Consider the following 24,784-nt stretch of genomic DNA (forward strand, 5'->3'; position numbering starts at 1 on the left):
CTCCTTAAAAGCGCGCGCGGATACCGGCGGAAATCGCGCGGCGTTCGACGGGGTAATAAATCGCCGACATATCGGTGACCGTGACCGCCGCGCTGATGTCGCCGAGTGCCTTTTTACCCGTGACATTGCGAACATCGACAAAGGCGTCGATTCCGTCGGCGATCGTCGCGCCGCCGGTTACGCCGATCAGCGCATAGTCGGGTGTCGAAACGCGGTTATGGTAATCGGCGAAAGGCCCATCGGGGACCCATTCGAGGTTGGGCGCGATGTGGAGCGTATCGGACCCGATCCTGATCTCGGCGCGATAGACATGCTTCGGCACGACCGGCAGGCGATTGTCGCCATAGTCGGCATCGCCCCGGAAGCGAAAGTTGCTGTAGGTATAGACCTGCCGCAGCCGAAGCCAATCGGCGACATCGAACTGCAAAGCGGCCTCGACACCTTCGTGGCGGGTACGACCTGCGTTGAAAGTCGACGCCGGGATCGTCGGGCCGACGTTGAACTGGAGCAGCTCGCCCTTGATGTCGCTACGATAGTAGGTGAGGTCCCAGCTCGCCGACCCGGCGCGGCCACGCGTTCCGATCTCGGCGGTCCAGGCACGCTGCGGATCGAGTGCGACGAAGCTTGCGATCTGCGCCAGCTCGTTGAAACCGGGGAATTCGGCGGAGCGGTTGTAATTGGCGTAAAGCTGGACGTCCGCTGCGGGTTCGAACAGCAGGCCGAACTTGGGCGAGAAGGCGTCGAAGTCGGCGCGACCGACGGTGCCATTCTGTGCCGGTGCGGCGGCGTTGAAATTGATGACCTGTTTGCGCCTGCCGTCGGCGTAGATGCCGCCCGCGATCAGCGACAGCCGCTCCACCGGCTTCAGGCGTACTTCCCCATAAAGCGTCGCAGCGCGCGCGTCCTGATCGGCGTTGAAGCGGAGCGTGCCCCGCTTGCCGGCAAGATTGACGAAGCGTTTCGAGCGGATGTCGCCGACCCGCAATTCGCCGCCGACGGTCGCCTCGACAACGTCGCCCGCATAGTCGAAGCGGAAAAAGCCGCCGCGATCGGCACTCTCGTGATCGATCAGCTCGAAGATCGGGTGATAGAGCGACTTGACGTTGAAGAAAGCACCGACGTCGAGCGTTAGCGCGCCCCAGTCGAGGCGCGTGCGGTTCTGGATGCGCAGCGAATCGACGTCGCGTGCCTGGTCGAGCGTGACCGCTCCGCCACTCGCCATGCGCGCCGAGGTAAGCGCCTGTGTGCGAGTCAATGCGCCCGGGATTTCCTGATTGATGTTGTTGAAGCTGACATAGAGCCGGTTCGACAGAACATCGCTGAACTGCATCCCGACATTGCCGTGAAAGCGGAAGCTCCTACGCTTCGCATGGTCGCGGTCGCCATCCGACGTGTCGGCGCCAACCGCCGCCCACGCATCGACGCGCTCGCCCGCGACGCCCGTCGAGATGAGCCCGCGGTAGCTGTCGAAGCTGCCCACATCGCCGCGAAGGTAGAAGCCCTCCGCAGTGCGGCCGGTCGGTGTGACGCCGTTGATCGCGCCGCCGAGCGTTCCCGACCCGAAACGCAGCGCATTACCGCCGCGATAGACCTCGAGATGATCGAAGAAGATCGGCTCAAGCTCCTGGAAATCGCCATTGTCGTCGGCAAGATTGGTCGGCACGCCGTCCTGCAGCAGCGTGAGCCCGCGCATGTGGAAGCCGCGCGACAGGCCCGAACCGCGGATCGAGATGCGGACTTCCTGCCCATAGCGCGGCTGAAGATAGACGCCGGGCGAAAACGCCAATGTGTCGCGCAGGCTGACGATCGATTTGTCGGCATAGTCCTGATGCCCGACGATGTCGGTGCCGCCGGCGGTTTTTGCGGCGCGCCCTTCGGCTTCGTTCGTGAGCTGCGGCGCGGTGACGATAATCGTCGAGTTCGCCTCTTCGGCATGAACAGGAGCGGTCGAAAGACAGGTGACGAGCGCCAGCAAGGGCGCTCCGCGATAAGCGGATTTGATCATTGATATACTTCTCCGGAAACAGGCATGGCGCCACGCCGCACGGTGCGCAGGTGGCAGTTCAGGCTGGATCAGGCGAAGCGAGGTGGTCCGGTACTCGGCGGGAGCGGCGATGCGATCCCCGGCGCGAAGCCGAGCGACGGCAAAGCGACAGGCGCGGGGTCGGCGATGGCTGGCGCCGCGGCGAGCGTCGGCAGGTCAGGAACGATCGGCGCATTGGCGAGCGCACCCCACGGGCAATGCTGCTGCGCGTTGCCCGCATCGTGGCTACCTGCCTTTTCGCCCGATTTCTCGAACGTGATCGTCATCGTTCCGCCGGGATTGGTGGGGTCCGAACAGATGCGGACGGTTATCGACCCGCCCGCGTCGCTTTCGATCATCCAGCCCGGCGCGACAAGCACCCGCGCCGCGAGCGCGAGGATCAGCGGCAACAGCAGAAATAGGCCCGGACGGCGAAAGGCGGCGAAAATCCCCACGCGCCGCGTCTTACGGCGCGGCCGAGCGGCTGACAAGCGGACAGATTGCCTCGCCGGTCCGACCTATTCCGCCGGCTTCTCGTCGGTCTTCTTGCCAGTGCGCGTCCAAGGATAGAGAAACTGACCCCAATAATGTTTCGGCACATCCTCGGGGATGCCGTAATTTTCGGGCCAGCGGTCTTTGGGCAGATGAAAGGTGCCGAAGCACTTGTCGATCCACGGGAAGTGGATCGCGAAATTGACGTCGAACGCCTCGCGCTCCAAGCCGTGATGCCAATGGTGAAAGCGCGGGGTCGCGATCCAGTGCCCCAGCCGGTTGAAATTGCCGCCGACATTGGCGTGAAGCAGCGACGACCAGACATAGACGAAGCCAATATAGGCCTGCATCACCGAGGGAACGAAGCCGAGCGTGAAGAGCGGCAGCGACGTGATCGAGCGCAAGAGGATGATCTCGACGAAATGCATCCGCGATCCCGCGAGCCAGTCCATCGACTTGGCGCTGTGGTGCACCGCGTGGAAGCCCCAGAGAAAGGGGTAGCGGTGGAAGCTACGGTGAAAGAAATATTGCGCCATGTCCGACGCGACGAGCACGATCACGAACTGGGCAATCCACGGCAGCGAAGCGACCCCAGCGCGAAACGCCTCCCAATTGCCCGTATTCTCGTTAATGATCGTCGAGGGCGCAAGGGCGAGGAAGCCCAACACCTGCACGAACATCGTGCTGACGAGATAGTAGAAGAGATCCTCGCGCCATTCTGTGCGGAACAATCTTTGGGTCCGGCGATGCGGGAAAGCGCGTTCCAATGGCGCGAACATGAAGCCGGTCACGAGCAGGTTTACGACGAAGAAGTCGAGCCCGAAGAAAATGCCCCAGTCGCGCGTCTCCTGCGGCTGGACGTTGGCGCCGCCAACGAGAATCGCCGCGAGCCCGATCATCAGCGCGGAGAGCCCGAGCACTTTCCGGGGGCGCAGCAGCAGGCTGAGCAGGGAGAGTCCGTAGCTGACAAGCAGAACCGCGTGGACAACCCCGCGGAAGCCACTCCAGTCCTTGACGATTTCCAGCTCGGGCGTCGCGAACCAGTCGGGGAACCGCAGCGCGACGACCATAAAAAAGCCCGCGATCGCGAAGAGCAACCCGAAAAAGCCCGACAGCCAGCCGCTGCCGAAGCGCCGCACCTCGGTATGCGATTCAAGATCGCGCATCAGATTCTGAAGATAGTCAAGCTTTGCCATGTCGGCCCCTCACAGCATTTCGGCCCCGCGTTCTGTGACGGCGCGCACGGCTCGTTGTCACGCTAACTCCATTTTCGTCATGCCGGGCGTGATCCGGCATCCATTCCTACTCCGACGCCATGGGCCCTGGATCAAGTCCGGGGTGACGAATGAAGGCGCGGACATCTTATCCCGCCATCTCGACAATCTTCGCCCATTCGGCCTCATCGATCACGCGGATACCGAGCGCGCTCGCCTGCTTGAGCTTCGATCCCGCCCCCGGTCCTGCAACCACCAAGTCGGTCTTGGCACTGACGCTGCCGGCCGCTTTTGCGCCGAGCGCTTCCGCCTGCGCCTTCGCCTCATCGCGGCTCATCGTTTCGAGCTTACCGGTAAACACGATGGTCATGCCCGACACCTCACTCTCGCGCGTTTCGACGATGTAGAGCGGTGGCGCGACTTCGGACAGAAGATCGTCCCACAGGTCGCGGTTGTGCGGTTCGTGGAAGAAATCGGAAAGCGCTTCACCGACCGCGATGCCGATTCCGTCGGCGCGCACTTCGAGGATCGCCTTGAACGCTTCGACACGGCGGGCCGTATATTTGCCGTCCGATTCGCCTTCGGTGCGCGGATTTTTCTCCAGATAGGCATGAATTTCGGCGGCCTTTTCGGGAAGGCACCGGATGTCGCCCAGCCCCTTGAGCAGGTCGCGGGCGGTCACGGCACCGACGTGGCGGATGCCGAGCCCGAATAGCAGGCGCGCGGCGTCGGGCGCGCGCTTCGCTTCGATTGCGGCGAACAGATTGTCGACCGATTTTTCCTTCCACCCCTCGCGCCCGAGCAACTCGTCGCGGTGGGTCTTCAGGCGAAAGATATCGGCCGGACCCTTGTCGAGCCAGCCGAGTTCCAGAAACTCCGCGATGCTCTTTTCGCCCAGCCCCTCGATGTCGAGCGCGCCGCGGCTGACGAAGTGGCGCAGGCGCTCGAACTTCTGCGCGTTACAGATGAGGCCGCCGGTGCAGCGCACGTCGACCTCGCCCTCCTCGGCGACGGCTTCGCTGTCGCACACGGGGCAATGGTCGGGGAAGACGAACGACGCGCGATCCTCGTCGCGAGTCAGATTCTTGACCACCTGCGGGATCACGTCGCCCGCCCGCTGGATGACGACGCGGTCGCCGGGGCGCACGCCCAACCGACCGATCTCGTCGCGGTTGTGGAGCGTGACGTTCGACACGACGACGCCGCCGACCGTAACCGGCTTGAGCCGCCCGACGGGGGTCAGCTTTCCGGTCCGGCCGACCTGGATGTCGATCGCTTCCAAAGTCGTCTGCGCGCGCTCGGCAGGGAATTTATGGGCGATGGCCCAGCGCGGCGCCTTGGCGACAAACCCCAGCCGTTGTTGCCAGTCGAGGCGGTCGATCTTGTAGACGACGCCATCGATATCATAGGGCAACTCGGCGCGCTCGCCCTCGATCTTCCGGTAGTGCGCAAGCACGGCCTCGACGCTTTCGAGACGCCGGAGCAGCGGCGACACCGGCACGCCCCAGCGCTCGATAGCCTGCATCACGTCGAATTGCGTCTCGGCAGGCAGCGCGCTGACCTCGCCCCAGCCGTGCGCTAGAAAACGTAGCGGGCGTGACGCGGTCACGCTTGCGTCCTTCTGACGCAACGAGCCTGCGGCGGCATTGCGCGGGTTCGCGAACTGGCGCGCCTTTTCCGGGTCTTCGGCCTCGGCAAGCAGGCGCGCATTCAATGCTGTGAAATCGGCCTTGGCCATATAGACCTCGCCGCGAATTTCGAAAACATCGGGGGCGGCGCCTTTCAGTTCCTGCGGAATATCGGCGATATGGCAGACGTTCGCGGTGACATCCTCGCCGACGCTGCCGTCGCCCCGCGTCGCCGCCTGCACCAGCTTGCCTTTTTCGTAGCGAAGCGAGCAGGAGAGGCCGTCGATCTTATCCTCGGCCGTCATCGCAACCGCCGCGTCGGTGCCGAGATTGAGGAAGCGCCGGACGCGCGCAGCGAATTCCTCGACATCCTCACCCGAAAAGGCGTTGTCGAGGCTCATCATCCGTACCGCATGCGTCACCTTCGCGAGCGGCGACGCCTCGACCGCGGCGCCGACGAGCCGGTTCGGGCTATCGGCGCGGATCAGATGCGGGAAAGCCGCCTCGATCGCATTATTGCGGCGAACGAGCGCGTCATAATCGGCGTCCGAAATCTCGGGCGAATCCTCGGCATGATAGAGTTTGTTGTGGTGGGCGATCTGCTTTGCCAGCCGCATCAGTTCGTTGGCGGCCTCGGCTTCGGACATGGATTCGATTTCGGTCATCGGCCGGTCTTTGCCACCGGCCTGAACTCGGCGCGAGTACCAAATCCTGCAATAAGCGGGCGCCCTTTGGCGATCGCCGTCTGCACCGCGGGGAGCTTTAGCGAGGCGGCGTGCGCCGCCTTGCTGTCCCACAGCTTGACGATCCAGATCGCGTCGGGATCGGACAGGATCGCGACACGTTCGGCGCGCTGTCCCGGCCGCGCCATCATCTGACCGAGCAGGCCATATTGCGGATCGGTTACTTCCATCTTCGCCTCTAGGGCCCGGAGTTTGGTCGCGGGGAGCAGCGCCGCCGCCATCGCCAGCATCGCGGCAAGATGCGTGCGCCGGTTCATTTCGCGATCGCCAGCACATGCACCTCTCGCCGGATGCGGAAGCCGAGCGATTTATAAAGCGCGATCGCGCCCGCATTGTCGGCATAGCTGTGCAGGAACGGCGTCTCGCCACGCGCCACCATCGCGCGCATCACATGGCCGATCAACGTCCGCGCGAGGCCGCGGCCACGGCAATCCTCCCACGTCGCGACGCCGCTGACCTCGGCCATGCCCGGGACGAGTATGCGTTGTCCCGCCATCGCGAGCAGGCGTCCCTGCTCGCGGATGCCGAAAAAGGGACCATAGCGATGCGTCCTCGCGCCCCAGGGGCCCGGCTTCGCATGATCGGCGAGCGCTGCCATCTCGGCGGCGTCCGTTTCACCGAGCACAATGATTTCCGATTCGCCTGCGCGCGGCGCGGGCGGCGCCCCGTCGGCGACCATCTGCGCGAGTAGAGCGCGCTTCACCTCGCGCGTGCCGCCGGGCACGGGCCAGCGCTCACCCTCGACGATCCAAATCTCGCCGTCGTCGGGCACGAGTGCGGCGAGCGCCGCCTGCGCCTCGGCGCCGGCGTCCGCGGCGGCACCAAAAACGCCGTAACCGCGGTCGATTCGCACCGCGCGTGCGTCGCCTTCGGCGAGATGCGCCTGCCGGCCTGTGAGCATGCTCCAGACCGGACGGTCGAGCGGATGAGCGGGCGTCAAGTCGCCACCTCCAGCAACCGCTCGGCCTGCGCGCGCGCTTCCTCGGTCACCTCGGCGCCCGACAGCATGCGCGCGATTTCCTCGCGGCGCCCGGCATCGTTGAGCATCCGGACGGTTGTACGCGTCACGACGCCCTCGCTCGATTTGGCGATGACGAAATGCACGGCGCCTTTCGCCGCCACCTGCGGGCTATGCGTCACCGCGAGCAATTGCTTGCCCGCGTCCGCAAGCCGCGCCAGCCGCTCGCCGATCGCGCTCGCCACCGCGCCGCCGACGCCGCGGTCGATTTCGTCGAAGACGATCGTGTCGGCGCCGCCCTCTTCGGCGAGCGCGACCTTCAGCGCGAGGATGAAGCGCGACAATTCGCCGCCCGAGGCGATCTTGGCGAGTGGCGCGAAGGGCGCGCCGGGATTGGTCGAGATGAGGAATTCGATGCGGTCCATGCCCTCCGGCCCCCAGCGATCGGCGGGCAGCCGTTCGACGAGCGTCCGGAAACGCGCAGCGTCGAGTTTCAGCGGCATGAGTTCGCCCGCGACAGCAGCGTCGAGCCGGATCGCAGCCTTTGCGCGCTGGTCCGAGAGCGCAGTCGCGGCATGGGTATAGGCTGCGGCGGTCTCCGCCACCGCGGCCTCGAGCATGGCGAGCCCCGCGCTGCCGCCCTCGATCGCGTCGAGCCGCGCGGCGAGCGTGCCCGTCAGTTCGGCGAGTTCGTCGGGCTGAACATTATGCTTCCGCGCCATGGCCCTAAGTTCGAACAGCCGCGTCTCGGTCGCCTCGAGCCGTTCTGGGTCATATTCCATCGCGCGCGCGGCCTCGTGGAGCTTCGTCTCGGCCTCGTCAGCCTCAATGATCGCGCGGTCGAGGCCGGCCAGCGCCTCGGCGAGCAACGGATGATCGCCGGCGAGCCGGTCGAGCCGCCGCGCCGCGGCGCGCAGTTGCGCCGGGCCGCTGTCGCTGCCCTCGAACGCTTCCATGATCGCGCCCATATCGCCGGCCAGCCGTTCGCCCTTCTGCATCGCGGCGCGCGCTTCGGCGAGTTCAGCTTCCTCACCCGGCTGGGGCGCGAGCGCCTGCAGTTCGGCAACGCAATGGTCGAGCCATTCGCGGTCGCGCTCGGCCTCCGAAATGGCAGCGTGCGCGACGGCGAGCTTGTCCTCCGCCGCGCGCCACGCGGCATGTGCCGCCGCGACCGCGCCGGTGTCGGCGCGCGCATAGGCGTCGAGGAGCGCGCGGTGCCCTGCGGGCGCGAGCAGGCCGCGGTCGTCGTGCTGGCCGTGGATCTCGACGAGATGCCCCCCGACTTCGCGCAGCAATGCCGCCGAGCAGGGCTGGTCGTTCAGAAAGGCGCGGCTGCCGCCGTCGGCCTTAAGTGTCCGGCGGATCAACAGCGGTTCGCCCGCCTCCAGCGCAATGTCGTTGTCCGCAAGCAGCACCGCCAGCGGCGTGCCGGGCGCCGGCGCGGCGAAACTGGCGGTCACCTGCGCCTTGTCGCTACCCTGCCGCACGAGCGCGCTGTCGGCGCGCATGCCGAGCGCCAATCCCAGCGCGTCGAGCAGGATCGACTTGCCCGCCCCTGTCTCGCCCGTCAGCACGCCCAGCCCGGCCTCGAAATCGAGGTCGAGCCGTTCGATCAGCACGATATTGGCGATAGAAAGCGCCGTCAGCATGCCCCGCCCTTACCGCAGAACAAAGACAGAATCTATGCGCAGTATCAGGCGCTGGGGGCGTACCTCTGCATCAGTTTGTACGCGCGCTCATACCATTCGTTGCCGGGATAGTTGGCACCGAGTACGGCGGCCGACTTCTTGGCTTCGGCGGGAATACCGAGCGCGAGATAAGATTCGGTCAGGCGATACAGCGCTTCGGGCGCGTGGCTCGTCGTCTGATATTTGTCGACGACCTCGCGGAAGCGGATCGACGCAGCGAGCCAGTTCGAACTGCGCTGGTAAAAACGGCCGATTTCCATTTCCTTGCCCGCGAGATGGTCGCGCACGAGATCGATCTTGAGCCGCGCGTCGGCCGCATAACGGCTGTCGGGATAACGTCGGATCACTTCGCCGAGCGCGTTCTGCGCCTGCTGGGTGATCTTCTGGTCGCGGGTGACGTCGCTGATCTGCTCATAATAGGAAAGGCCGATCAGATAATAGGCGTAGGGCGCGTCCTTGTTGCCCGGGTGAATCGCAAGGAACCGCTGCGCCGCTTCGATCGCCGGGGTATATTCGCGGTCCATATAATAGCTGAAGCTGCTCATCAACTGCGCGCGGCGCGCCCAGGGCGAATAGGGATGCTGGCGCTCTACCTCGTCGAACAGCGCGGCCGCCAAGCCATATTGCTTGCGGTCGAGCCGGTCCTGCGCCGCGCGATACAGCGTGTTCACGTCGCGCGCGACGTACCGTGTATCCTTCTTGACCCCGCCGCCGCCGGCACAGGCCGCCAGGGGCGTGATCATCAGTGCGGCGGCGAGCAGGCGCACGGTCGCGCGCGAAGGGTCAAAGCGAGTCATGCGCGCGGTATAGCCACAGCGCAGATGAACGCAAAATAAATGATGGGGGTTCGGCGCAGCTTTACGGCGTTTTGACGACACAGCCTTGCGGGGCATTTGCCGGTGTTGACACGCGGCGCGCCGTCTTGATCGTCACCTGCGGCTCGATCATCTGGCCGGCCATCACGCCTTCGCCCGCGGTGGGCGAAATCGGCGCATTGAAGATCGCTTCGGCAACGTCGGCGCCCGCCACGACTTCGCCGAACACCGCAAAACCGGCGCCGTCGCCGCCAGGGGCATCACTGTCGAAACCCTTGATATCCGACAATAGCAGGAAGAAATCGGTTGTCGCATCGCCGGGATTGAGCCGCGCCATCGACAGCGCGCCCTTGCAGTTGGTAAGTCCCGTCGCCTTCGTCGGCTCGTGCGCGATCGGCGGGAAATTCTTGCGCGCATCGCCGCGGTTGCCCGCCTGGATCAACTGGTTCGCCGGCCCCCAGCTTCGCGTCGAGCGATAGAATTTGAACCCGTCCATCCGCTTCGTATCGACATAACGCAGGAAATTAGCGCTGGTGATCGGCGCGCGTTTGTTCTCGATCCGCAGCGTGATGGTGCCAAGGTCGGTGACGAGCGCGACATATGGCCGCGTATCTGCTTGGACCGCCGGCAGGACGGGAGCGGGCACCGGCGGGACGGGCGGCGGCAATTGCGTGGCCTGCGGCGGCGAGGCGGTGGCCTGCGCAGCAAGGGCGAGCATGGGGGCGAACGCGGAGAAGATCGTCAGCATGGCCGATACATAAACAATAATGCGCAGCGCTGGCGACCCCGATTGCACCGCATCGGCTGTTTGACGGCAAGCTCACATTGGAAAATGCGGCGCGGCCCGGTAGGCACGAGCAGGACCGGAAGCGAAGAGGAAAATAATGACCGAGACGCCGAACCGCGACACCGCGCCCGATACCGCACCCACGTCCGCTCCGTCCCCCGCCGAGGTCGGATCGCGACTCCTGCGTTATCTGCCGTTGATCACCACCCTGCATTTCCTGATCGGGTTGCCGGCGCTCATCGCCTCGCTCGCGCTGGCCTATTTCGCCTTCGTCCAGGCCGATGCGACGCAAAAGATGCAGACCGGAGGGGTTATGCCCTTCGTCACTTTCGGGACGAGCAACGGGGACGAACAGGGCAATCGCGACATCGCGCTAACGCTGACGAACAACGGTGTGGGCCCTGCGATCCTCGGCCCTATCGAAATCCGCTATGAGGGGAAACCGATAACCACTCCGGTCGATCTGCTCAGAACATGCTGCACGGAAAGCGACGCGCCCCCCTTGCGCTTTTCGACGTCGCCTTCGACCGGAATCGCGGTGCGGCCCGGCGAAACCATCGAGTTCGTCAGTTTTCCCTATACGCCTGCCTCGGACAAAGTCTGGCAGACATTCAACAAGGAACGATGGAAACTCGAGGTCCGGGCCTGCTATTGTTCGATCTTCAACGACTGCTGGGTAACCGAGGGCATGCAGGGACTGCCCAAGGCCGTGAACACATGCCCCGCCGACTGGACGCTTTACCGCGAGGATGCGGGGAACCGGATCGGCGGGGTCCGGACGCGATAATTCAACCAATCGGTTGACAATGAAAAAAGGGACGTCATATTCAACTTTATGGTTGAATATGATTCGCACGCCCTCGATACGATCTTCCACGCGCTCGGCGATACGACGCGCCGCGCAATGCTCGGCGAACTTGCCAGCGGCGAACGCAGCGTGGGCGAACTCGCCGAACCCTTCGCCATGTCGCTCGCCGCGGCGTCGAAACATATCAAGGTACTCGAAGCCGCCGGCCTCGTCCGCCGCGACATCCGCGGCCGGACGCATATGTGCAGCCTCGATCCCGCGCCGCTGATGCTCGCCGACCAGTGGATCGGCATCTATCGCCGCTTCTGGACCGATCGCCTCGACCTGCTCGAAAAAATCCTGCGCACGGAAAAGGCGGCGCCCCCTCCCCCCAGAAACCCCTCCCCGGGAAAGAAGGAGAATGACGATGACGACGATGCTTGACCAGGACCGCTACGGCACACTCACCGAACCCGCGACGCTGACGATCGCGCGCTTGCTGCCCGGCCCAGTCGAACGGGTGTGGGCCTATCTGACCGATAGCGACCTGCGGCGTCAGTGGCTTGCTGCGGGCGCGATGGAAGAAAAGGCCGGCGCGCCGGTCGAACTCGTGTGGCGCAACGACGAACTCACCGACCCGCCGGGACAGAGGCCCGATGGGTTCGGCGACGAACATAGGATGACATGCGAGGTCACCCGGATCGATGCGCCGCACCTGTTGTCGATCAGCTGGGGCAGCACCGGGGGCGTGACCTTCACGCTCGAGGAAAAGGGCGACGAAGTGCTGCTGACGATCGTCCACCAGCGGATCGAGGACCCCGAAGTGCGGCTCAATGTCAGCGCCGGCTGGCACGCGCATCTCGACGTCCTCGAAGCGCGGGTACACGGGACGCGGGCCGAACCGCACTGGGACAATTGGACCAGACTGCGAACCGAATATGCCGAGCGGCTATTCGGCTGATTTGCCTGCGATGCTGAAAGGAGAGCGATGCGCTGCAGCCCTTTCCCTATAGCGGGAAACCACCGGTTGCGGTCCCTAGTCCTCCCTGTGGCGAAGCCATGGGGAGGTGGCAGCGCGAAGCGCTGACGGAGGGGCTGATGGCGCGACGTCGCCGCCCCTCCATCACCGCTTGCGGCGGCGGTCCCCCTCCCCATCGCTTGGCGACAAGGAGGATTTTACCGTCCGCTTCCCACCCCACCCCACAGCCGCCATTCCATCGCAGCAAAAAAGGGCCGCCTCTCGGCAGCCCCTTCTCTTGTCCGCCAGCGGAAGGACTTAGTCCTTCAGGAAGTCGGGCACATGGCCCTGGTCTTCCGGACCGTCTTCGCTGCGCTCGCGGCGCGGGCCGCGGTCGCTCCGGCCTTCACCGTCGCGGCGCGGGCCACGGTCGCGGCCGCCACGACCGCGGTCGCCGCCGTCACGGCGCGGTCCGCGATCGCCGCGCGGTTCGCGGGGTTCGCGTGCCGGGCGGGTGTCTTCGAGTTCCTCGCCGGTTTCCTGATCGACGACGCGCATCGACAGGCGGACCTTGCCACGCGGATCGATCTCGAGCACCTTGACCTTGACTTCCTGGCCTTCGGCGAGGACGTCGGCGACCTTTTCGACGCGCTCATTCTTGATTTCGCTGACGTGGACCAGGCCGTCCTTGCCGCCCATGAAATTGACGAACGCACCGAAATCGACAAGGTTGACAACCTTGCCGTCATAGATTTTGCCGACTTCGGCTTCCTCGACGATGCCGGCGATCCACTTGCGCGCGGCTTCGATCTGGTCGAGGTCGCTCGACGAGATCTTGATCAGGCCTTCGTCGTCGATGTCGACCTTGGCGCCGGTGGTCGCGACGATCTCGCGGATCACCTTGCCGCCGGTGCCGATGACGTCGCGGATCTTCGCCTTGTCGATCTGCATCGTCTCGATGCGCGGCGCGTGCGCCGACAATTCGCTGCGGGTTTCGCCGAGCGCCTTGTTCATCTCACCGAGGATGTGCGCGCGGCCTTCCTTCGCCTGCGTCAGCGCGGCTTCGAAGATTTCCTTCGTGATGCCCGCGATCTTGATGTCCATCTGCATCGTGGTGATGCCTTCGGACGTGCCCGCGACCTTGAAGTCCATGTCGCCAAGGTGATCCTCGTCGCCCAGGATGTCCGACAGGATCGCATAATCCTTGCCTTCGAGGATCAGGCCCATCGCGATGCCCGAAACGGGGCGCGCGATCGGCACGCCGGCGTCCATCATCGCAAGGCTGCCGCCGCAAACCGACGCCATCGACGACGAGCCGTTCGACTCGGTGATGTCGCTGGTGAGGCGGATCGTATAGGGGAACTCGTCCTTGGTCGGCAGCACGGGGTGCAGCGCGCGCCACGCGAGCTTGCCGTGGCCGACTTCGCGGCGGCCCGGCGCGCCGAAGCGGCCAACTTCGCCGACCGAATAGGGCGGGAAGTTATAGTGCAGCATGAAGTTCTGGTACGACAGGCCGTTGAGGCCGTCGATCATCTGCTCCGCATCCTTGGTGCCAAGGGTGCAGGTCGCGATCGTCTGCGTCTCGCCGCGGGTGAACAGCGCCGAGCCGTGCGCGCGCGGCAGGAAATGCGTTTCGGCGACGATCGGACGAATCTGCGTCGTCGTGCGGCCGTCGATGCGCTTGCCGTCCTTCAGGATCGCGCCGCGGACGATTTCGGCTTCGAGCTTCTTGGTGAGCTTGATGCCCGCCATCACCTGCTGTGGTTCGAGCCCGTCGGCGGTGAACTGTTCCTTCGCCTTCGCGCGCGCTTCGTTGAGCGCGTTCGAGCGCGCCGACTTGTCGGTCAGCTTGTAGGCGGCGGCAATGTCCTTGCCGATCAGCTTCTTGAGCTTGTCCTTGAGCGCCGCATTGTCGTCCGACGATGCGATTTCCCAAGGCTCCTTGGCAGCCTGTTCGGCCAGCTTGACGATCGCCTTGACGACTTCCTTGCATGCGTCATGCGCGAACAGCACGGCGCCGAGCATGATCTCTTCCGACAGCTCATTGGCTTCGGATTCGACCATCATCACCGCGTCGTAGGTCGCGGCGACGACCAGATCGAGATCGCCTTCGGCAACCTGCGCGTCGGTCGGGTTCAGGATATATTCGCCATCGACATAACCGACGCGCGCGGCGCCGATCGGCCCCATGAAGGGCACGCCCGAGATCGTGAGAGCTGCGGACGCGGCGACCATTGCAAGGATGTCGGGCTCATTGTGGCCGTCATAGCTCAGCACCTGGGCGATGGCGTTGATTTCGTTGTAGAAACCTTCGGGGAACAGCGGGCGGATCGGGCGGTCGATCAGGCGGCTGACCAAAGTTTCCTTTTCGGTCGCGCCGCGTTCGCGCTTGAAGAAGCCGCCCGGGATGCGGCCGGCGGCCGAATATTTTTCCTGATAATGGACGGTGAGCGGGAAGAAGTCTTGCCCGTCCTTCACCGACTTGGCGGCGGTCACGGCGCACAGGACGACCGTTTCGCCCAGCGTCGCCATCACGGCGCCGTCGGCCTGGCGGGCAACCTTGCCCGTTTCGAGCGTCAGCGTTTCGCCGCCCCACTCGATCGATACTTTTTTCACGTCAAACATGTGGTTTCCTTCGCCCGCCGGGCCCTATGCCGGGCGGGGCCTCTGTGTCCGGGCAGTCCGGCCCGGGGCGGTTCAGGGCATCGGTCTGCCCTATGGCGGTCCCGCCGGATGCGGAAACGGCCCTGCGGCCCGGCGCGATTGCGCGGGACCAATATGACAGCGGCCCCGGAAGTCCGGGGCCGCCAGAAACTCTTATTTACGAAGACCCAGCTTCGCGATCAGCGCCTGATAGCGGGCCTCGTCCTTCTTTTTAAGATAGTCGAGGAGGCTGCGGCGCTTGTTGACCATCATCAAAAGACCGCGGCGGCTGTGGTTGTCCTTGTGGTGCGCCTTGAAGTGATCGGTCAGCGTATTGATGCGGTCGGTCAGGATCGCGACCTGGACTTCCGGCGAACCGGTGTCGCCCTTTTCGCGGGCATTGTCCTTGATGACTTCGGCTTTGCGCTCGGCGGTAATCGACATAGTTCTTTTCCTCGAACATCCTTGTTACAGATTGAAGCCCCGGACGACTTTCAGCGTTCCCGCCAAAGCTTCGATCAGGGCAACGGGACGCATATCGCTGTCCCTTCCCCAATAGAGCCCGTCATCCGTGCTACCCCCGGTCCAGACGCGACCCTGTCGGATCGCCCCTGCCGCTTCCGGGGAAAGGTTCAGAGCCGGGATGTCGACCAGCCCTGCCTCGAGCGGCAGAATAATCTCTGATTGCGCGGCGCCTTGGCCGAAAGCGTTCAATTTGTCCAGCAAAATCGCCTGTTCGAGCGCAAAGGGCCCCGCCTTGGTCCGCCGAAGCATCGCGACATGCCCGACGCTGCCGGCCGCGCGCGCGATGTCGCGCGCAAGGGAGCGGATATAGGTGCCCTTCGAGACATGCGCGGTGAGGGTGATGGATTCCAGTGCATCCCTACTTTCGTCACCCCGGACTTGATCCGGGGTCCATTCGGCGCCCGCGGCAACAGATGCCGGATCGAGTCCGGCACGATGAAGAGAATGGACGGTTACCCGCCGCGCCTTCATCTCGACCGCCTCGCCCTTGCGCGCGCGGTCATAGGCGCGCTGGCCGTCGATCTTGATCGCCGAATAGGCCGGCGGAACCTGCTCGATCGGCCCGGTGAAGCGCGGCAGCACCGCCTCGACGTCGGCCAGCGTCGGCCGCACATCGCTCGTCGCGACAATCTCGCCCTCGGCATCGAGTCCCTCGGTCTCGGTTCCGAAAGCGATGGTGAAGTCGTAAGTCTTGCTCGCGTCGAGCATCCGCCCGCACAGCTTCGTCGCCTCGCCGAGCGCGATCGGCAACACCCCCGATGCCAGCGGATCGAGCGTCCCGCCATGGCCGACCTTGACCTTGCCCAGCCCCGCCTCGCGGCACACACGCTTGACCGCGCCGACCGCCTGGGTCGAGCCGAGGCCGACGGGTTTATCCAATATGATCCAGCCGTTCATCGCAGCGCCGCTAGGGCGCCGCCATGCCGTTTGTCAATTTTGCGCGGCCTCTTCGGCTTTGCGCGCCGCCTCGCTTTCTTCCTTCGATGGCGGCGGCGCGGAGGTGACGAACGAGTTCAGCGGGCAGCTGTCACCCCGGACGATGATCGACGCCAGACGGTCGAGCCGACCGGCGCCGCGCGTCTCGACGCCGAAGGCCTGCGCGAAGCTGAGGCTGGGACATGTCCCGATAAAGGTCCCATAAAACCAGTTCCGGCGCCGGTCCTGAATCCATATTCCGCGGTCGCGATCCGCCTTCCAGCTGCGAATCGAGCTGTTGCCGGGGAAAATGATCGCCGCCTCGACGCCGAGCGGTCGCGGTTCCTTAGCCGGCTCTTCCGCCACCGCCCCCGAAGGAATCGCGAGCAGCGCGAGCGAGAGTAACAATTGTGGTTTCATGCTCCATCCTTCGATTGCGGCGGTGCGGGATGCCTGAGCATAGATGAATTTTCCCGCAAAAGCATCTCGTTCAGCGCTCCGCCCGCCCCTCCCACTCCTTCGCGAGCAACGACCAGAGTCCCGTATCGCGGACATGGCCGGTCCAGGTGATGCGTTCAGAGCGCAGCACGCCTTCCTTGGTACAGCCGAGCTTCGCGACCGCCGCCTGGCTGCGTTTGTTGCGCTCGTCGATGCGAAATTCGATGCGACGGATGCCGACCGCGAACGCATGGTCGATCATCAGATTTTTCAGCCGCCCGTTGAAGCCCGTTCCGCGCGCGGCGGGATGGATGAAGCTGTTGCCGATCTCGATCGTCTGCGCCGACCAGTCCGGGCGCAGCCATGCGGTCATCCCGACGAGCGTCTCGCCACCGAAAATGGCATAGGGCATCCGGCTGTCGTGGGCGAGCAGCGCCGTAAAGCTCGCATCGAAATGATCGGGATCGAAACTCGACGAATAGATCGGCCAGATGTCGGGGTCGGCGAAGCAGGCGACGCGCAACGCCTCGCGGTGCGTCTCCTCCAGCTTGGCGAGGCGCAGGTCGCCGTCGGCGAGTTCGACATACAGCGCGTCGCGCATCACTGGACCCCGGCGGTCGCGAGCAGCATGCCGAGGCCGATCATCGCGCCGCTCAGGCTCTTGGTCTTTTCGACGTCGATCCACTCTTCGAGGGCGTGCGCCCGCCCGCCCTCGCCGCCCGACCCGATCGTCACCGCCGGAATGCCGAGGCTCATCGGCAGGTTCGAATCGGTCGACGAGAAGGAGGCTTTCGGTTCGAGGCCGTTCGCGCGGATAATGGCATGGGCGCCCAGCACGATCGGCTGGGTTGCCGCGGTCTCGCCCGCGGGACGATCGCCGATCACCTTGATATCGGCAGTGATCGGCCCTTCGTTCACCGAACGCGCCGCATTTTCGACTTCGACGCTCTTTTGGACGACCGCAAGGAAGGCTTGTTCGAGCTTGGCGAGTTCGGCCGGGCTCACCGAGCGCATGTCGAACTCCATATAGGCCTCGTTCGGGATCGAATTGACCGAGGTGCCGCCCGCTGCCACGCTGGCCGAATAGGTCGTCTTGGGTGTCGCGGGGACCGGGATCTTGTAGAAATCGACAACCGCCTGGCTCATCGCCGCCATCGGATTGACGAGCCCGAAGGCGCCATAGCTGTGACCACCCGGCCCCTTCCAGGTGATGCGATAGCGTTTCGACCCGACGCCGCCGGTGACGATGCGCGATGGGTCGGTCCCGTCCATCGAGAAAAAGGCCTTCACCCGATCCTTATATTTCCCCTTGGTCAAAAGGTAGCGAACGCCGCGCAGGTCGCCGGGCCCCTCTTCGCCGACATTGCCGACAAAGATGACGTCCCGTTTCACCTTGACGCCGCTTTCCTTCATCGCGCGGGCATAGGCGAGCAGCACCGCAAGGCCGCGCGTATCGTCGCCGATGCCGGGAGCGTGAAGGCGTGTGCCTTCGCGGCGGACCTTGACCGGCGTGCCTTCGGGAAAGACGGTGTCGAGGTGCGCTGCGATCATCACCGCGGGACCGCCCGCCGGGCCGGTGCCGCGATAGACGCCCATCGCATTACCTGCCGCGTCGATTTCGACATCTTCGAGCCCCGCGTCCATGAGCATGTCGCGATAGGCGGCGGCGCGCGCCGCTTCCTTGAACGGCGGCGCGGGGATTTCGGTCAGCTTGACGATCTCCTCGACCATCCGGTCGTGATCGCGGTCGAGAATCTCGACCGCCGCGCGATAGCCCTTGGTCTTGAGCACCGCCTCCGGCTGCGAAGCCGGGGTCGCCTGCACGGGCGACACAGCAAGCAGCGCGGCGGCGAGGCTCAGCGACACGAAATTACGCATGGTTTCTCCTTTCGCGAAAATACAGCGCGCGGGACCGGCGCCCGGATCAGGCCGGCATCAGCGACGTCGCCGCCTCGCGCCGTTTCGCCATGAAATGCCGCCGGCACATCGCGACATAGCGGTCGTTGCCGCCGATCTCGGTCTGCGCGCCCTCGACCACCGCGCGGCCCGCCTCATCGACGCGCAGGTTCATCGTCGCCTTGCGCCCGCATTCGCACACCGCCTTCAGTTCGACGAGCGCGTCGGCGATGCCGAGCAGCGCCGCCGATCCGGGGAAAAGCTCGGCCGAAAAATCGGTACGCAAGCCATAGCAGAGCACCGGAACATCGACTTCGTCGGCGAGCCGGGCGAGCCCGAGCACCTGCTCCCGCGACAGGAATTGCGCCTCATCCACGAGCACACAAGCGAGCGGGCGCTGCCTGTTCTCATCGCTCGCCGATGCGAACAGGTCGCTGTCGGGGTCGAATTTATGGGCCTCGGCCATCAGCCCGATACGGCTCGTCACCTGCCCGACACCATAACGATCGTCGAGCGCGGCGGTCCACAGCATCGTTTCCATGCCGCGCTCGCGATAGTTGAAATCCGCCTGCAACAGCGTCGTCGATTTGCCGGCGTTCATGCTGGCATAATAGAAATAGAGCTTCGCCATGCGCCGATGCTTAGGATCAATACGGACGTGGTTCCACCCCGTTCAATCGCGAAGCCGCAGCCGCCAGCTTTCGCTCACTTCGGGTTTGCCGAAATCGTCATGCGTTTCCACCGACTCGACCTCGAATCCCTGCGCCGCATAGATTTTACGGGCGCTGGTCAAAACGGCATGCGTCCACAGCACAATCTCGCGATACCCTGCGGCGCGGGCGAATTCGACGCAGCGCGTGACAAGGTCGCCGCCGATCCCGAGCCCCCGCGCCTCAGGCTCGACATAGAGCAGTCGCAGCCGCGCCACGTGCTCGCCCTCGGCGACCAGAAAGACCGAACCGAGCATCCGTCCCGCCCGCTCGGCGATCCAGCATTGCTCGCGTCCCGGCCGGAAATTGCGGATGAAGCTGGCGGCGATCTCGCCGATCAGAGCCTCCATGGGCGGCCCCCAGCCATAGGCCTGATCATACAGGATCGCTTGTCGCGCGGTGACCATGCCCATGTCGCCGACCCCCCAAGTCCGGATATTATATGCCTGCCCTTTAGCGTTACCCAGTCGGTCGGCGATCCAATCGACGGCGGCACTCAGCCCCGCGACCTCCTGTTCCGATAGCCCCTCGAGGAGCCGCGCGGTCTCTTCAAAGGTGCGGGCATCGAGCGCCGCAAAGGCCGCCCTGCCCGCGTCCGTCAAGGCGATGGGCCGCTCGCGTCCGTCGGTGCCGCGCCCACGCGCGATCCATCCACTCCGCGTGAACTTGCCCACAATACGGCTCAGATAGCCCGGATCGACCCCCAGATCTTCCTGAATCCGTTTGGCAAGAACGGGTTCGCCGACCGCGATCTCATAGAATATGCGCGCTTCGATCAGCGACAGCTCGCTACCCATATAATGCGGATCGAGCGCGCCCATCCGGCGGGTATAGAATCGGTTGAAACGTCGCAAGGCGGCGACGGCGGGCGCGATCGCCGGGTTGGGACAAGAAGTTGTTGATTGCATCATGCCCGCTTCGTCGAGCAAATAGTTGCCAATGTCAACTATTATCCACACGAGCCGGCCGCCGCTTGACACGATCCCGCCCCCTGTCATGCTGCGCGGCAAAAGAAGCAGCATAAACAGTGGGGAGAGCTGCGATGCGCCTGATGCCGGTAACCGACGCAATGTTCCTGTGGGGGGAGAGCCGCGAAATGCCGATGCACATCGGCGGCATCAATCTTTACACGCTGCCCGACGGGGTCGACGAGACCGAATGGCTGAACGAACAACTCGCGCTGCTCCGCCAGTCGGAGGGCCTCAGGCGGCCGTTCAGCGAGGTGCTGAAGCTGACCCCGCTCGGCCAATATGGTCCGATCCGCCTTGAACCCGACCGCGACATCGACATGCATTACCATGTCCGCGCCGCGGCGCTGCCGAAGCCGGGGCGCTATCGCGAGATGTTCGAGCTCGCCTCGCGGCTCCATTCGGGGCTTCTGGACCGCACCCGGCCCTTGTGGGAGATCACGCTGATCTCCGGCCTGCCCAACCGCCAGATCGCGACCTTCAAAAAGGTCCACCACGCGCTGATGGACGGCGCGGCGAGCATCCATTTCTATAATTCGATGCTGTCGGCCGATCCCAAGGAACGCCGCGCCGCGTCGCCGCTCTCGGTCGAGGCCTATGAAGCGTACAAGCGTCTCTTCCCACCCGCCAAAAAGCCTGCGCGCCCGAACCTGACCGACATCAAGGCGATCGGCGACTTCCTGAAGGAGCAATGGGGCAACAGCGTCGGGGTGACCAAGGCGATGAACCAATATCTCGCCGCGATGTTCAGCATCGGCGGCGACGGGCTGGTCACCCCCTTTGCGGGCGTGCCGCGTACCAGTTTCAACCGCAACATCACCGGCGCCCGCCGCTTCGTCGCGCAAAGCTGGTCGCTGGAACGCGTGCGCGCGGTGGGCAAGGCCTATGACGGAACGATCAACGACGCGGTGCTCGGCATGTGCGCGGGCGCGATGCGCAAATATCTGCAATCGCTGAACGAACTCCCCGACAAGCCGCTCAAAGCCATGGCGCCCGTGTCGATCCGCCCGAAGGACGATATCGATTCGAGCAATTCGGTCGCCTCGGTCACCGCGAACCTCGCGACGCACATCGACGATCCGGCGACGCGCATGGCGATGATCCAGGAGTCTATGAATTCGGCAAAGGCGCAGCTGCGCGCGATGACCGCGGCGCAGATCCAGCTCTATACCGCGATCACCAGCTTCCCGATGATGCTCACCGCGCTGACGCGCACCGCCGACAGATTCCCGGCCTATTCGGTGACGATCTCGAACGTTCCCGGCCCGCGCGAGCAGATGTACTGGAACGGCGCGCGGCTTGACGGCATGTATCCCGCGAGCATCCCGGTCGACGGCATGGCGATGAACATCACGCAGGTCTCGAACTTCAAGAATATCGACTTCGGCATCACCGCGTGCCGCCGCAGCGTGCCGCATGCACAGCGGATGATCGACTATCTGGAGGAAGCGCTGGTCGAACTGGAAGCGGCGGCGGGGATCAAATCATCCAAGTCCAAAATCTGACCCATTCACATCGAGCGAAGTCGAGATGCGTCGCAGCCTAGCGCAGTGCCAGCCTGCCTCGACTTCGCTCGACACAAACGGACATCAGGCGTTGTCCTCGCTGTCCGGCGCCGCGAGATCCCGCGCCACCTTCGGATCGCGCAGCAATTGGTCGATATGGCTCGCCTCATCGAAGCTTTCGTCGGCGAGGAATTTGAGCTTTGCGGCATATTTCATGCGGATGCGGTGCGCGACCTCGCGCTGCAGATAGGCGGTGTTGGTGCGGAGAGCCTTCAGCACCGCCTCCTCATCCTTGCCGAGCAGGGGCTTCACGAACACGGTCGCGTGGCGGAGGTCGGGCGACATGCGCACTTCGGTTACGCTGACCGGGTGCGTGGCCAGCACATCGTCGTGCACGTCGCCGCGCGCGAGGATCTCGCTCAGCACATGGCGCACCTGTTCGCCCACGCGCAGGACGCGGACGGAGGGGCCTTCGGATTGTTCCTTGTGGCGCATCGGTCAATTCCTCCTGCACCCCCGCGCCGGCGGGGGTGCAGGGATGGCATAGTTATAGCGTACGTTCGCGCAGCTCGACCTCGAAGACTTCGAGATGGTCGCCCGGCTTGATGTCGTTCGTATCGGCGAGCACGACACCGCACTCCAGGCCGGCGCGCACTTCGGCGACGTCGTCCTTGAAGCGGCGAAGCGACGCGATGGTCGTCGCCGAGACGATGACGTCGTCGCGCGTGAGGCGCGCGTGGAGCCCCTTGCGGATCGAACCTTCAAGCACGAGCAGACCGGCAGCCTTGTCGCGCTTGCCGGCCGGGAAGACATCCTTGACCTCGGCGCGGCCGACGACATTTTCGATGCGTTCCGGACCCAGCTCGCCCGCCATCTCCTTCGCCACGTCGGCGGTCAGGTGATAGATGACGTCATAATACATGAAGCGCACTTTTTCGCGGTTCGCGATCTCGCGCGCCTTGGCGTTCGGACGGACGTTGAAGCCGATGATCGGCGCGCCGGTGGCAGCCGCCAGCGTCACGTCGCTCTCGGTGATCGCGCCGGCGCCCGACTGGAGCACGCGGACGCGGATTTCGTCGGTCGACAGGCGGTTGAGCGCGTTGACGATCGCTTCGACGCTGCCCTGCACGTCGCCCTTGATGACCACCGGATATTCAATCACCTTGGCCTTGTCGGCGAGCGCCGAGAACATGCCCTCGAGGCTGACCGGCGCCTGCGCCGTCCGCTTCTTGAGCGCCTGTTCCTGGCGATAGGCGGCGACTTCGCGCGCGCGCGCCTCATTCTCGACGACCGTGAGCGTATCCCCCGCCATCGGCACGCCGCCGAGGCCGAGGACCTCGACCGGCATCGACGGTCCGGCGGCCTTGATCTGCTTGCCGTGATCGTCGACGAGCGCCCGGACGCGGCCGCTTTCGGCGCCGCAGACGAAGATGTCGCCCACGTTGAGCGTGCCGCGGCGCACGAGGATCGTCGCGACCGGGCCGCGGCCCTTGTCGAGCTTCGCCTCGATCACCGTGCCTTCGGCGTTGCGATCGGGGTTGGCCTTCAGCTCCATGATCTCGGCCTGCAACGCGATCGCATCGAGCAGCTTGTCGAGACCGGTCTTCTTCAGCGCCGACACTTCGACATTCTGGACGTCGCCGCCCATTTCCTCGACCACCAGCTCGTGTTCGAGCAGGCGTTCGCGGACGCGCTGCGGGTTGGCGCCTTCCTTGTCGATCTTGTTGATCGCGACGATGATCGGCACGCCCGCCGCCTTCGCATGGCTGATCGCCTCGATCGACTGCGGCTTGAGGCCGTCGTCGGCCGCCACCACCAGGATCACGATGTCGGTCACGTTGGCACCGCGCTGGCGCATCTCGGTAAAGGCTTCGTGGCCCGGCGTATCGAGGAAGGTGATAAGGCTGCCGTCCTTCGCCTTCACCTGATAGGCGCCGATATGCTGGGTGATGCCGCCGGCTTCGCCCGCGACGACATTGGCGCCGCGCAACGCGTCGAGCAGGCTCGTCTTGCCGTGATCGACATGGCCCATGATCGTGACTACCGGCGCGCGCGGCTTGAGCTGCGCGGCGTCGTCGACATCCTCGTCGTGGCGGATGTCGATATCGGCTTCGCTGACGCGCTTGATCTCGTGCCCGAATTCGGTGACGAGCAGCTCGGCGGTATCCTGGTCGATCGTCTGGTTGACGGTCACCGGCATACCCATCTTGAACAGCGCCTTGACCAGGTCGGCGCCCTTTTCGGCCATGCGGTTCGCCAGTTCCTGCACCGTGATGCTGTCGGGCACGACGACTTCGCGGACCTGCTTTTCGCGCGGCCCCGACGAGGTCATGTGCGAACGCTTTTCCTTTTCGCGCGCGCGCTTCAAGGCGGCCAGGCTGCGCGCCCGCGCGCCCTCATCCTCGTTAAGTGCACGCGTGACGGTCAGCTTGCCCGACTGGCGGCGATTGTCGGTGCCGCGGGCGGCCTTGGGCTCGGGGCGCTTCGGTTCGGGACGTTTCGGCGCCTCGACCGGGGTAAAGCGGCGCGGAGCCGGAGCCGCGCTCGCGGCCGGACGCGGCGCAGCAGGCGCCGCCTCGTCGCGCGCTTCGGCCGCCGGCGCTTCGGCGGCGGGTTCGGCGGCGGTAGGCGCGGCGGGAGCCGGCTCGGCCTCCTTGGCGGCGGCCTGTTCCTGACGCGCTTCGGCGCGGGCCTTTTCTTCTTCGGCGGCGCGGGCGCGCGCGGCTTCGTCGCGACGGCGATTTTCCTCGAGCGCCGCCATACGCGCCTCTTCGGCCTCGCGGAGCAGCTGCGCCTGACGTTCCTGACGCGTCATCAGGCTGTCATTCTCGCTCGCCCTCGGCGCGGCCGGCTTCGGAGCGGGCGCAGGGGTGGGGGCAGGCGCCGGCGCCGGAGCGGCCTCGACGTCTTCGGCCTCGGGTGCCGGCGCGGCTTCGCCCGGACGGCCGATCACGCGGCGACGCTTCACCTCGACCACCACCGTGTTGCGACGGCCATGGCTGAATTGCTGCTGCACCTGTCCGGCCTCGACCGTCCGCTTCAGCCCCAGGGGCTTGCGGGTAAGGGTCGGCTTGTCCTGTTCGTCACTCAT

At 65.0% G+C, this 24,784-nt stretch carries 23 protein-coding genes; 4 read left to right on the forward strand and 19 right to left on the reverse strand.

The genetic code is table 11. The features are described from left to right. Window positions 1-4: 4 nt before the first annotated feature. The 9 genes from HDC35_RS08010 to HDC35_RS08050 all read right to left on the reverse strand — a co-directional run bounded on the left by HDC35_RS08010 (window position 5) and on the right by HDC35_RS08050 (window position 10,309). Window positions 5-2,005: a TonB-dependent receptor domain-containing protein gene (locus HDC35_RS08010; RefSeq protein ID WP_184645507.1), complete on the reverse strand. Its 2,001-nt coding sequence runs from the start codon at window positions 2,003-2,005 to the stop codon at window positions 5-7. A gap of 68 nt (window positions 2,006-2,073) precedes the next feature. Next, window positions 2,074-2,478 (reverse strand): DUF2946 family protein, encoded by a 405-nt coding sequence (locus HDC35_RS08015; protein WP_184645509.1) that lies wholly within the window; start codon window positions 2,476-2,478, stop codon window positions 2,074-2,076. A 63-nt stretch (window positions 2,479-2,541) separates the two neighbouring features. Beyond that, window positions 2,542-3,711, reverse strand: coding sequence for a sterol desaturase family protein (locus HDC35_RS08020; protein ID WP_184645511.1), 1,170 nt, complete (start codon window positions 3,709-3,711; stop codon window positions 2,542-2,544). Window positions 3,712-3,877: 166 nt separating this feature from the next. Beyond that, a complete protein-coding gene (gene ligA / locus HDC35_RS08025; RefSeq protein WP_184645513.1) occupies window positions 3,878-6,022 on the reverse strand; it encodes an NAD-dependent DNA ligase LigA in 2,145 nt (714 codons plus the stop codon). Beyond that, complete coding sequence (locus HDC35_RS08030) at window positions 6,019-6,357, reverse strand: putative quinol monooxygenase (protein WP_184645515.1); 339 nt, start codon at window positions 6,355-6,357, stop codon at window positions 6,019-6,021. The genes ligA and HDC35_RS08030 overlap by 4 nt, the downstream gene beginning before the upstream one ends. Then, window positions 6,354-7,040 (reverse strand): GNAT family N-acetyltransferase, encoded by a 687-nt coding sequence (locus HDC35_RS08035; RefSeq protein ID WP_260397622.1) that lies wholly within the window; start codon window positions 7,038-7,040, stop codon window positions 6,354-6,356. Before HDC35_RS08035 ends, HDC35_RS08030 begins: the two co-directional genes overlap by 4 nt. Beyond that, entirely contained in the window at window positions 7,037-8,707 is a 1,671-nt protein-coding gene (gene recN, locus HDC35_RS08040) for a DNA repair protein RecN (protein ID WP_184645517.1), read from the reverse strand. Before recN ends, HDC35_RS08035 begins: the two co-directional genes overlap by 4 nt. Window positions 8,708-8,751: 44 nt before the next feature. Beyond that, a complete protein-coding gene (locus HDC35_RS08045) occupies window positions 8,752-9,543 on the reverse strand; it encodes an outer membrane protein assembly factor BamD (protein WP_184645519.1) in 792 nt (263 codons plus the stop codon). Window positions 9,544-9,604: 61 nt separating this feature from the next. Then, a complete protein-coding gene (locus tag HDC35_RS08050; RefSeq protein ID WP_184645521.1) occupies window positions 9,605-10,309 on the reverse strand; it encodes a peptidylprolyl isomerase in 705 nt (234 codons plus the stop codon). Window positions 10,310-10,445: 136 nt separating this feature from the next. Here HDC35_RS08050 and HDC35_RS08055 point away from each other — a divergent pair, with 136 nt between their 5' ends. From HDC35_RS08055 to HDC35_RS08065, 3 genes are read left to right on the forward strand one after another with little or no spacing between them, the layout of a single operon-like run. Next, window positions 10,446-11,135 carry a hypothetical protein gene (locus HDC35_RS08055; RefSeq protein ID WP_184645523.1) on the forward strand — a complete coding sequence of 230 codons (690 nt, stop codon included), beginning with the start codon at window positions 10,446-10,448 and terminating at the stop codon, window positions 11,133-11,135. 48 nt (window positions 11,136-11,183) lie between these two features. Next, the gene (locus HDC35_RS08060) at window positions 11,184-11,579 is read left to right on the forward strand and encodes a helix-turn-helix transcriptional regulator (protein ID WP_184645525.1); all 396 of its coding nucleotides are present in this window, start codon (window positions 11,184-11,186) and stop codon (window positions 11,577-11,579) included. Further along, a complete protein-coding gene (locus HDC35_RS08065; protein ID WP_184645527.1) occupies window positions 11,563-12,096 on the forward strand; it encodes an SRPBCC family protein in 534 nt (177 codons plus the stop codon). The genes HDC35_RS08060 and HDC35_RS08065 overlap by 17 nt, the downstream gene beginning before the upstream one ends. Before the next feature lie 315 nt (window positions 12,097-12,411). On the opposite strand, the gene pnp is transcribed toward HDC35_RS08065, so the two are convergent. From pnp to HDC35_RS19835, 8 genes are all read right to left on the reverse strand, one after another. Continuing rightward, window positions 12,412-14,718 carry a polyribonucleotide nucleotidyltransferase gene (pnp, locus tag HDC35_RS08070; protein ID WP_184645529.1) on the reverse strand — a complete coding sequence of 769 codons (2,307 nt, stop codon included), beginning with the start codon at window positions 14,716-14,718 and terminating at the stop codon, window positions 12,412-12,414. A gap of 192 nt (window positions 14,719-14,910) precedes the next feature. Continuing rightward, on the reverse strand, window positions 14,911-15,180 hold the full coding sequence (gene rpsO, locus HDC35_RS08075; RefSeq protein ID WP_184645531.1) for a 30S ribosomal protein S15: 270 nt from the start codon (window positions 15,178-15,180) through the stop codon (window positions 14,911-14,913). Between the two features lie 24 nt (window positions 15,181-15,204). Continuing rightward, window positions 15,205-16,158, reverse strand: coding sequence for a tRNA pseudouridine(55) synthase TruB (gene truB, locus HDC35_RS08080; RefSeq protein ID WP_184645533.1), 954 nt, complete (start codon window positions 16,156-16,158; stop codon window positions 15,205-15,207). Between the two features lie 33 nt (window positions 16,159-16,191). Continuing rightward, a complete protein-coding gene (locus HDC35_RS08085) occupies window positions 16,192-16,596 on the reverse strand; it encodes a DUF6491 family protein (RefSeq protein ID WP_221438177.1) in 405 nt (134 codons plus the stop codon). 70 nt (window positions 16,597-16,666) lie between these two features. After that, on the reverse strand, window positions 16,667-17,215 hold the full coding sequence (locus HDC35_RS08090) for a GNAT family N-acetyltransferase (protein WP_184645535.1): 549 nt from the start codon (window positions 17,213-17,215) through the stop codon (window positions 16,667-16,669). Then, the gene (locus HDC35_RS08095) at window positions 17,215-18,492 is read right to left on the reverse strand and encodes a M20/M25/M40 family metallo-hydrolase (RefSeq protein WP_184645537.1); all 1,278 of its coding nucleotides are present in this window, start codon (window positions 18,490-18,492) and stop codon (window positions 17,215-17,217) included. Before HDC35_RS08095 ends, HDC35_RS08090 begins: the two co-directional genes overlap by 1 nt. A gap of 46 nt (window positions 18,493-18,538) precedes the next feature. Continuing rightward, complete coding sequence (locus HDC35_RS08100) at window positions 18,539-19,141, reverse strand: thymidine kinase (RefSeq protein WP_184645539.1); 603 nt, start codon at window positions 19,139-19,141, stop codon at window positions 18,539-18,541. Between the two features lie 42 nt (window positions 19,142-19,183). Next, the gene (locus tag HDC35_RS19835; RefSeq protein ID WP_221438178.1) at window positions 19,184-20,200 is read right to left on the reverse strand and encodes a bifunctional helix-turn-helix transcriptional regulator/GNAT family N-acetyltransferase; all 1,017 of its coding nucleotides are present in this window, start codon (window positions 20,198-20,200) and stop codon (window positions 19,184-19,186) included. 62 nt (window positions 20,201-20,262) lie between these two features. Between HDC35_RS19835 and HDC35_RS08110 the strand changes: the two genes are divergently transcribed. Further along, on the forward strand, window positions 20,263-21,693 hold the full coding sequence (locus HDC35_RS08110) for a wax ester/triacylglycerol synthase family O-acyltransferase (protein ID WP_184645541.1): 1,431 nt from the start codon (window positions 20,263-20,265) through the stop codon (window positions 21,691-21,693). An 84-nt stretch (window positions 21,694-21,777) separates the two neighbouring features. Here HDC35_RS08110 and rbfA read toward each other — a convergent pair whose 3' ends face one another. Together rbfA and infB are read right to left on the reverse strand one after the other, a co-directional pair. Then, the gene (gene rbfA, locus HDC35_RS08115; RefSeq protein ID WP_184645543.1) at window positions 21,778-22,188 is read right to left on the reverse strand and encodes a 30S ribosome-binding factor RbfA; all 411 of its coding nucleotides are present in this window, start codon (window positions 22,186-22,188) and stop codon (window positions 21,778-21,780) included. Between the two features lie 52 nt (window positions 22,189-22,240). After that, entirely contained in the window at window positions 22,241-24,784 is a 2,544-nt protein-coding gene (gene infB / locus HDC35_RS08120; RefSeq protein WP_184645545.1) for a translation initiation factor IF-2, read from the reverse strand.

The sequence above is a fragment of the Sphingopyxis sp. JAI128 genome, from assembly GCF_014207235.1.
In the GTDB taxonomy this organism is placed as follows: Bacteria; Pseudomonadota; Alphaproteobacteria; order Sphingomonadales; family Sphingomonadaceae; genus Sphingopyxis.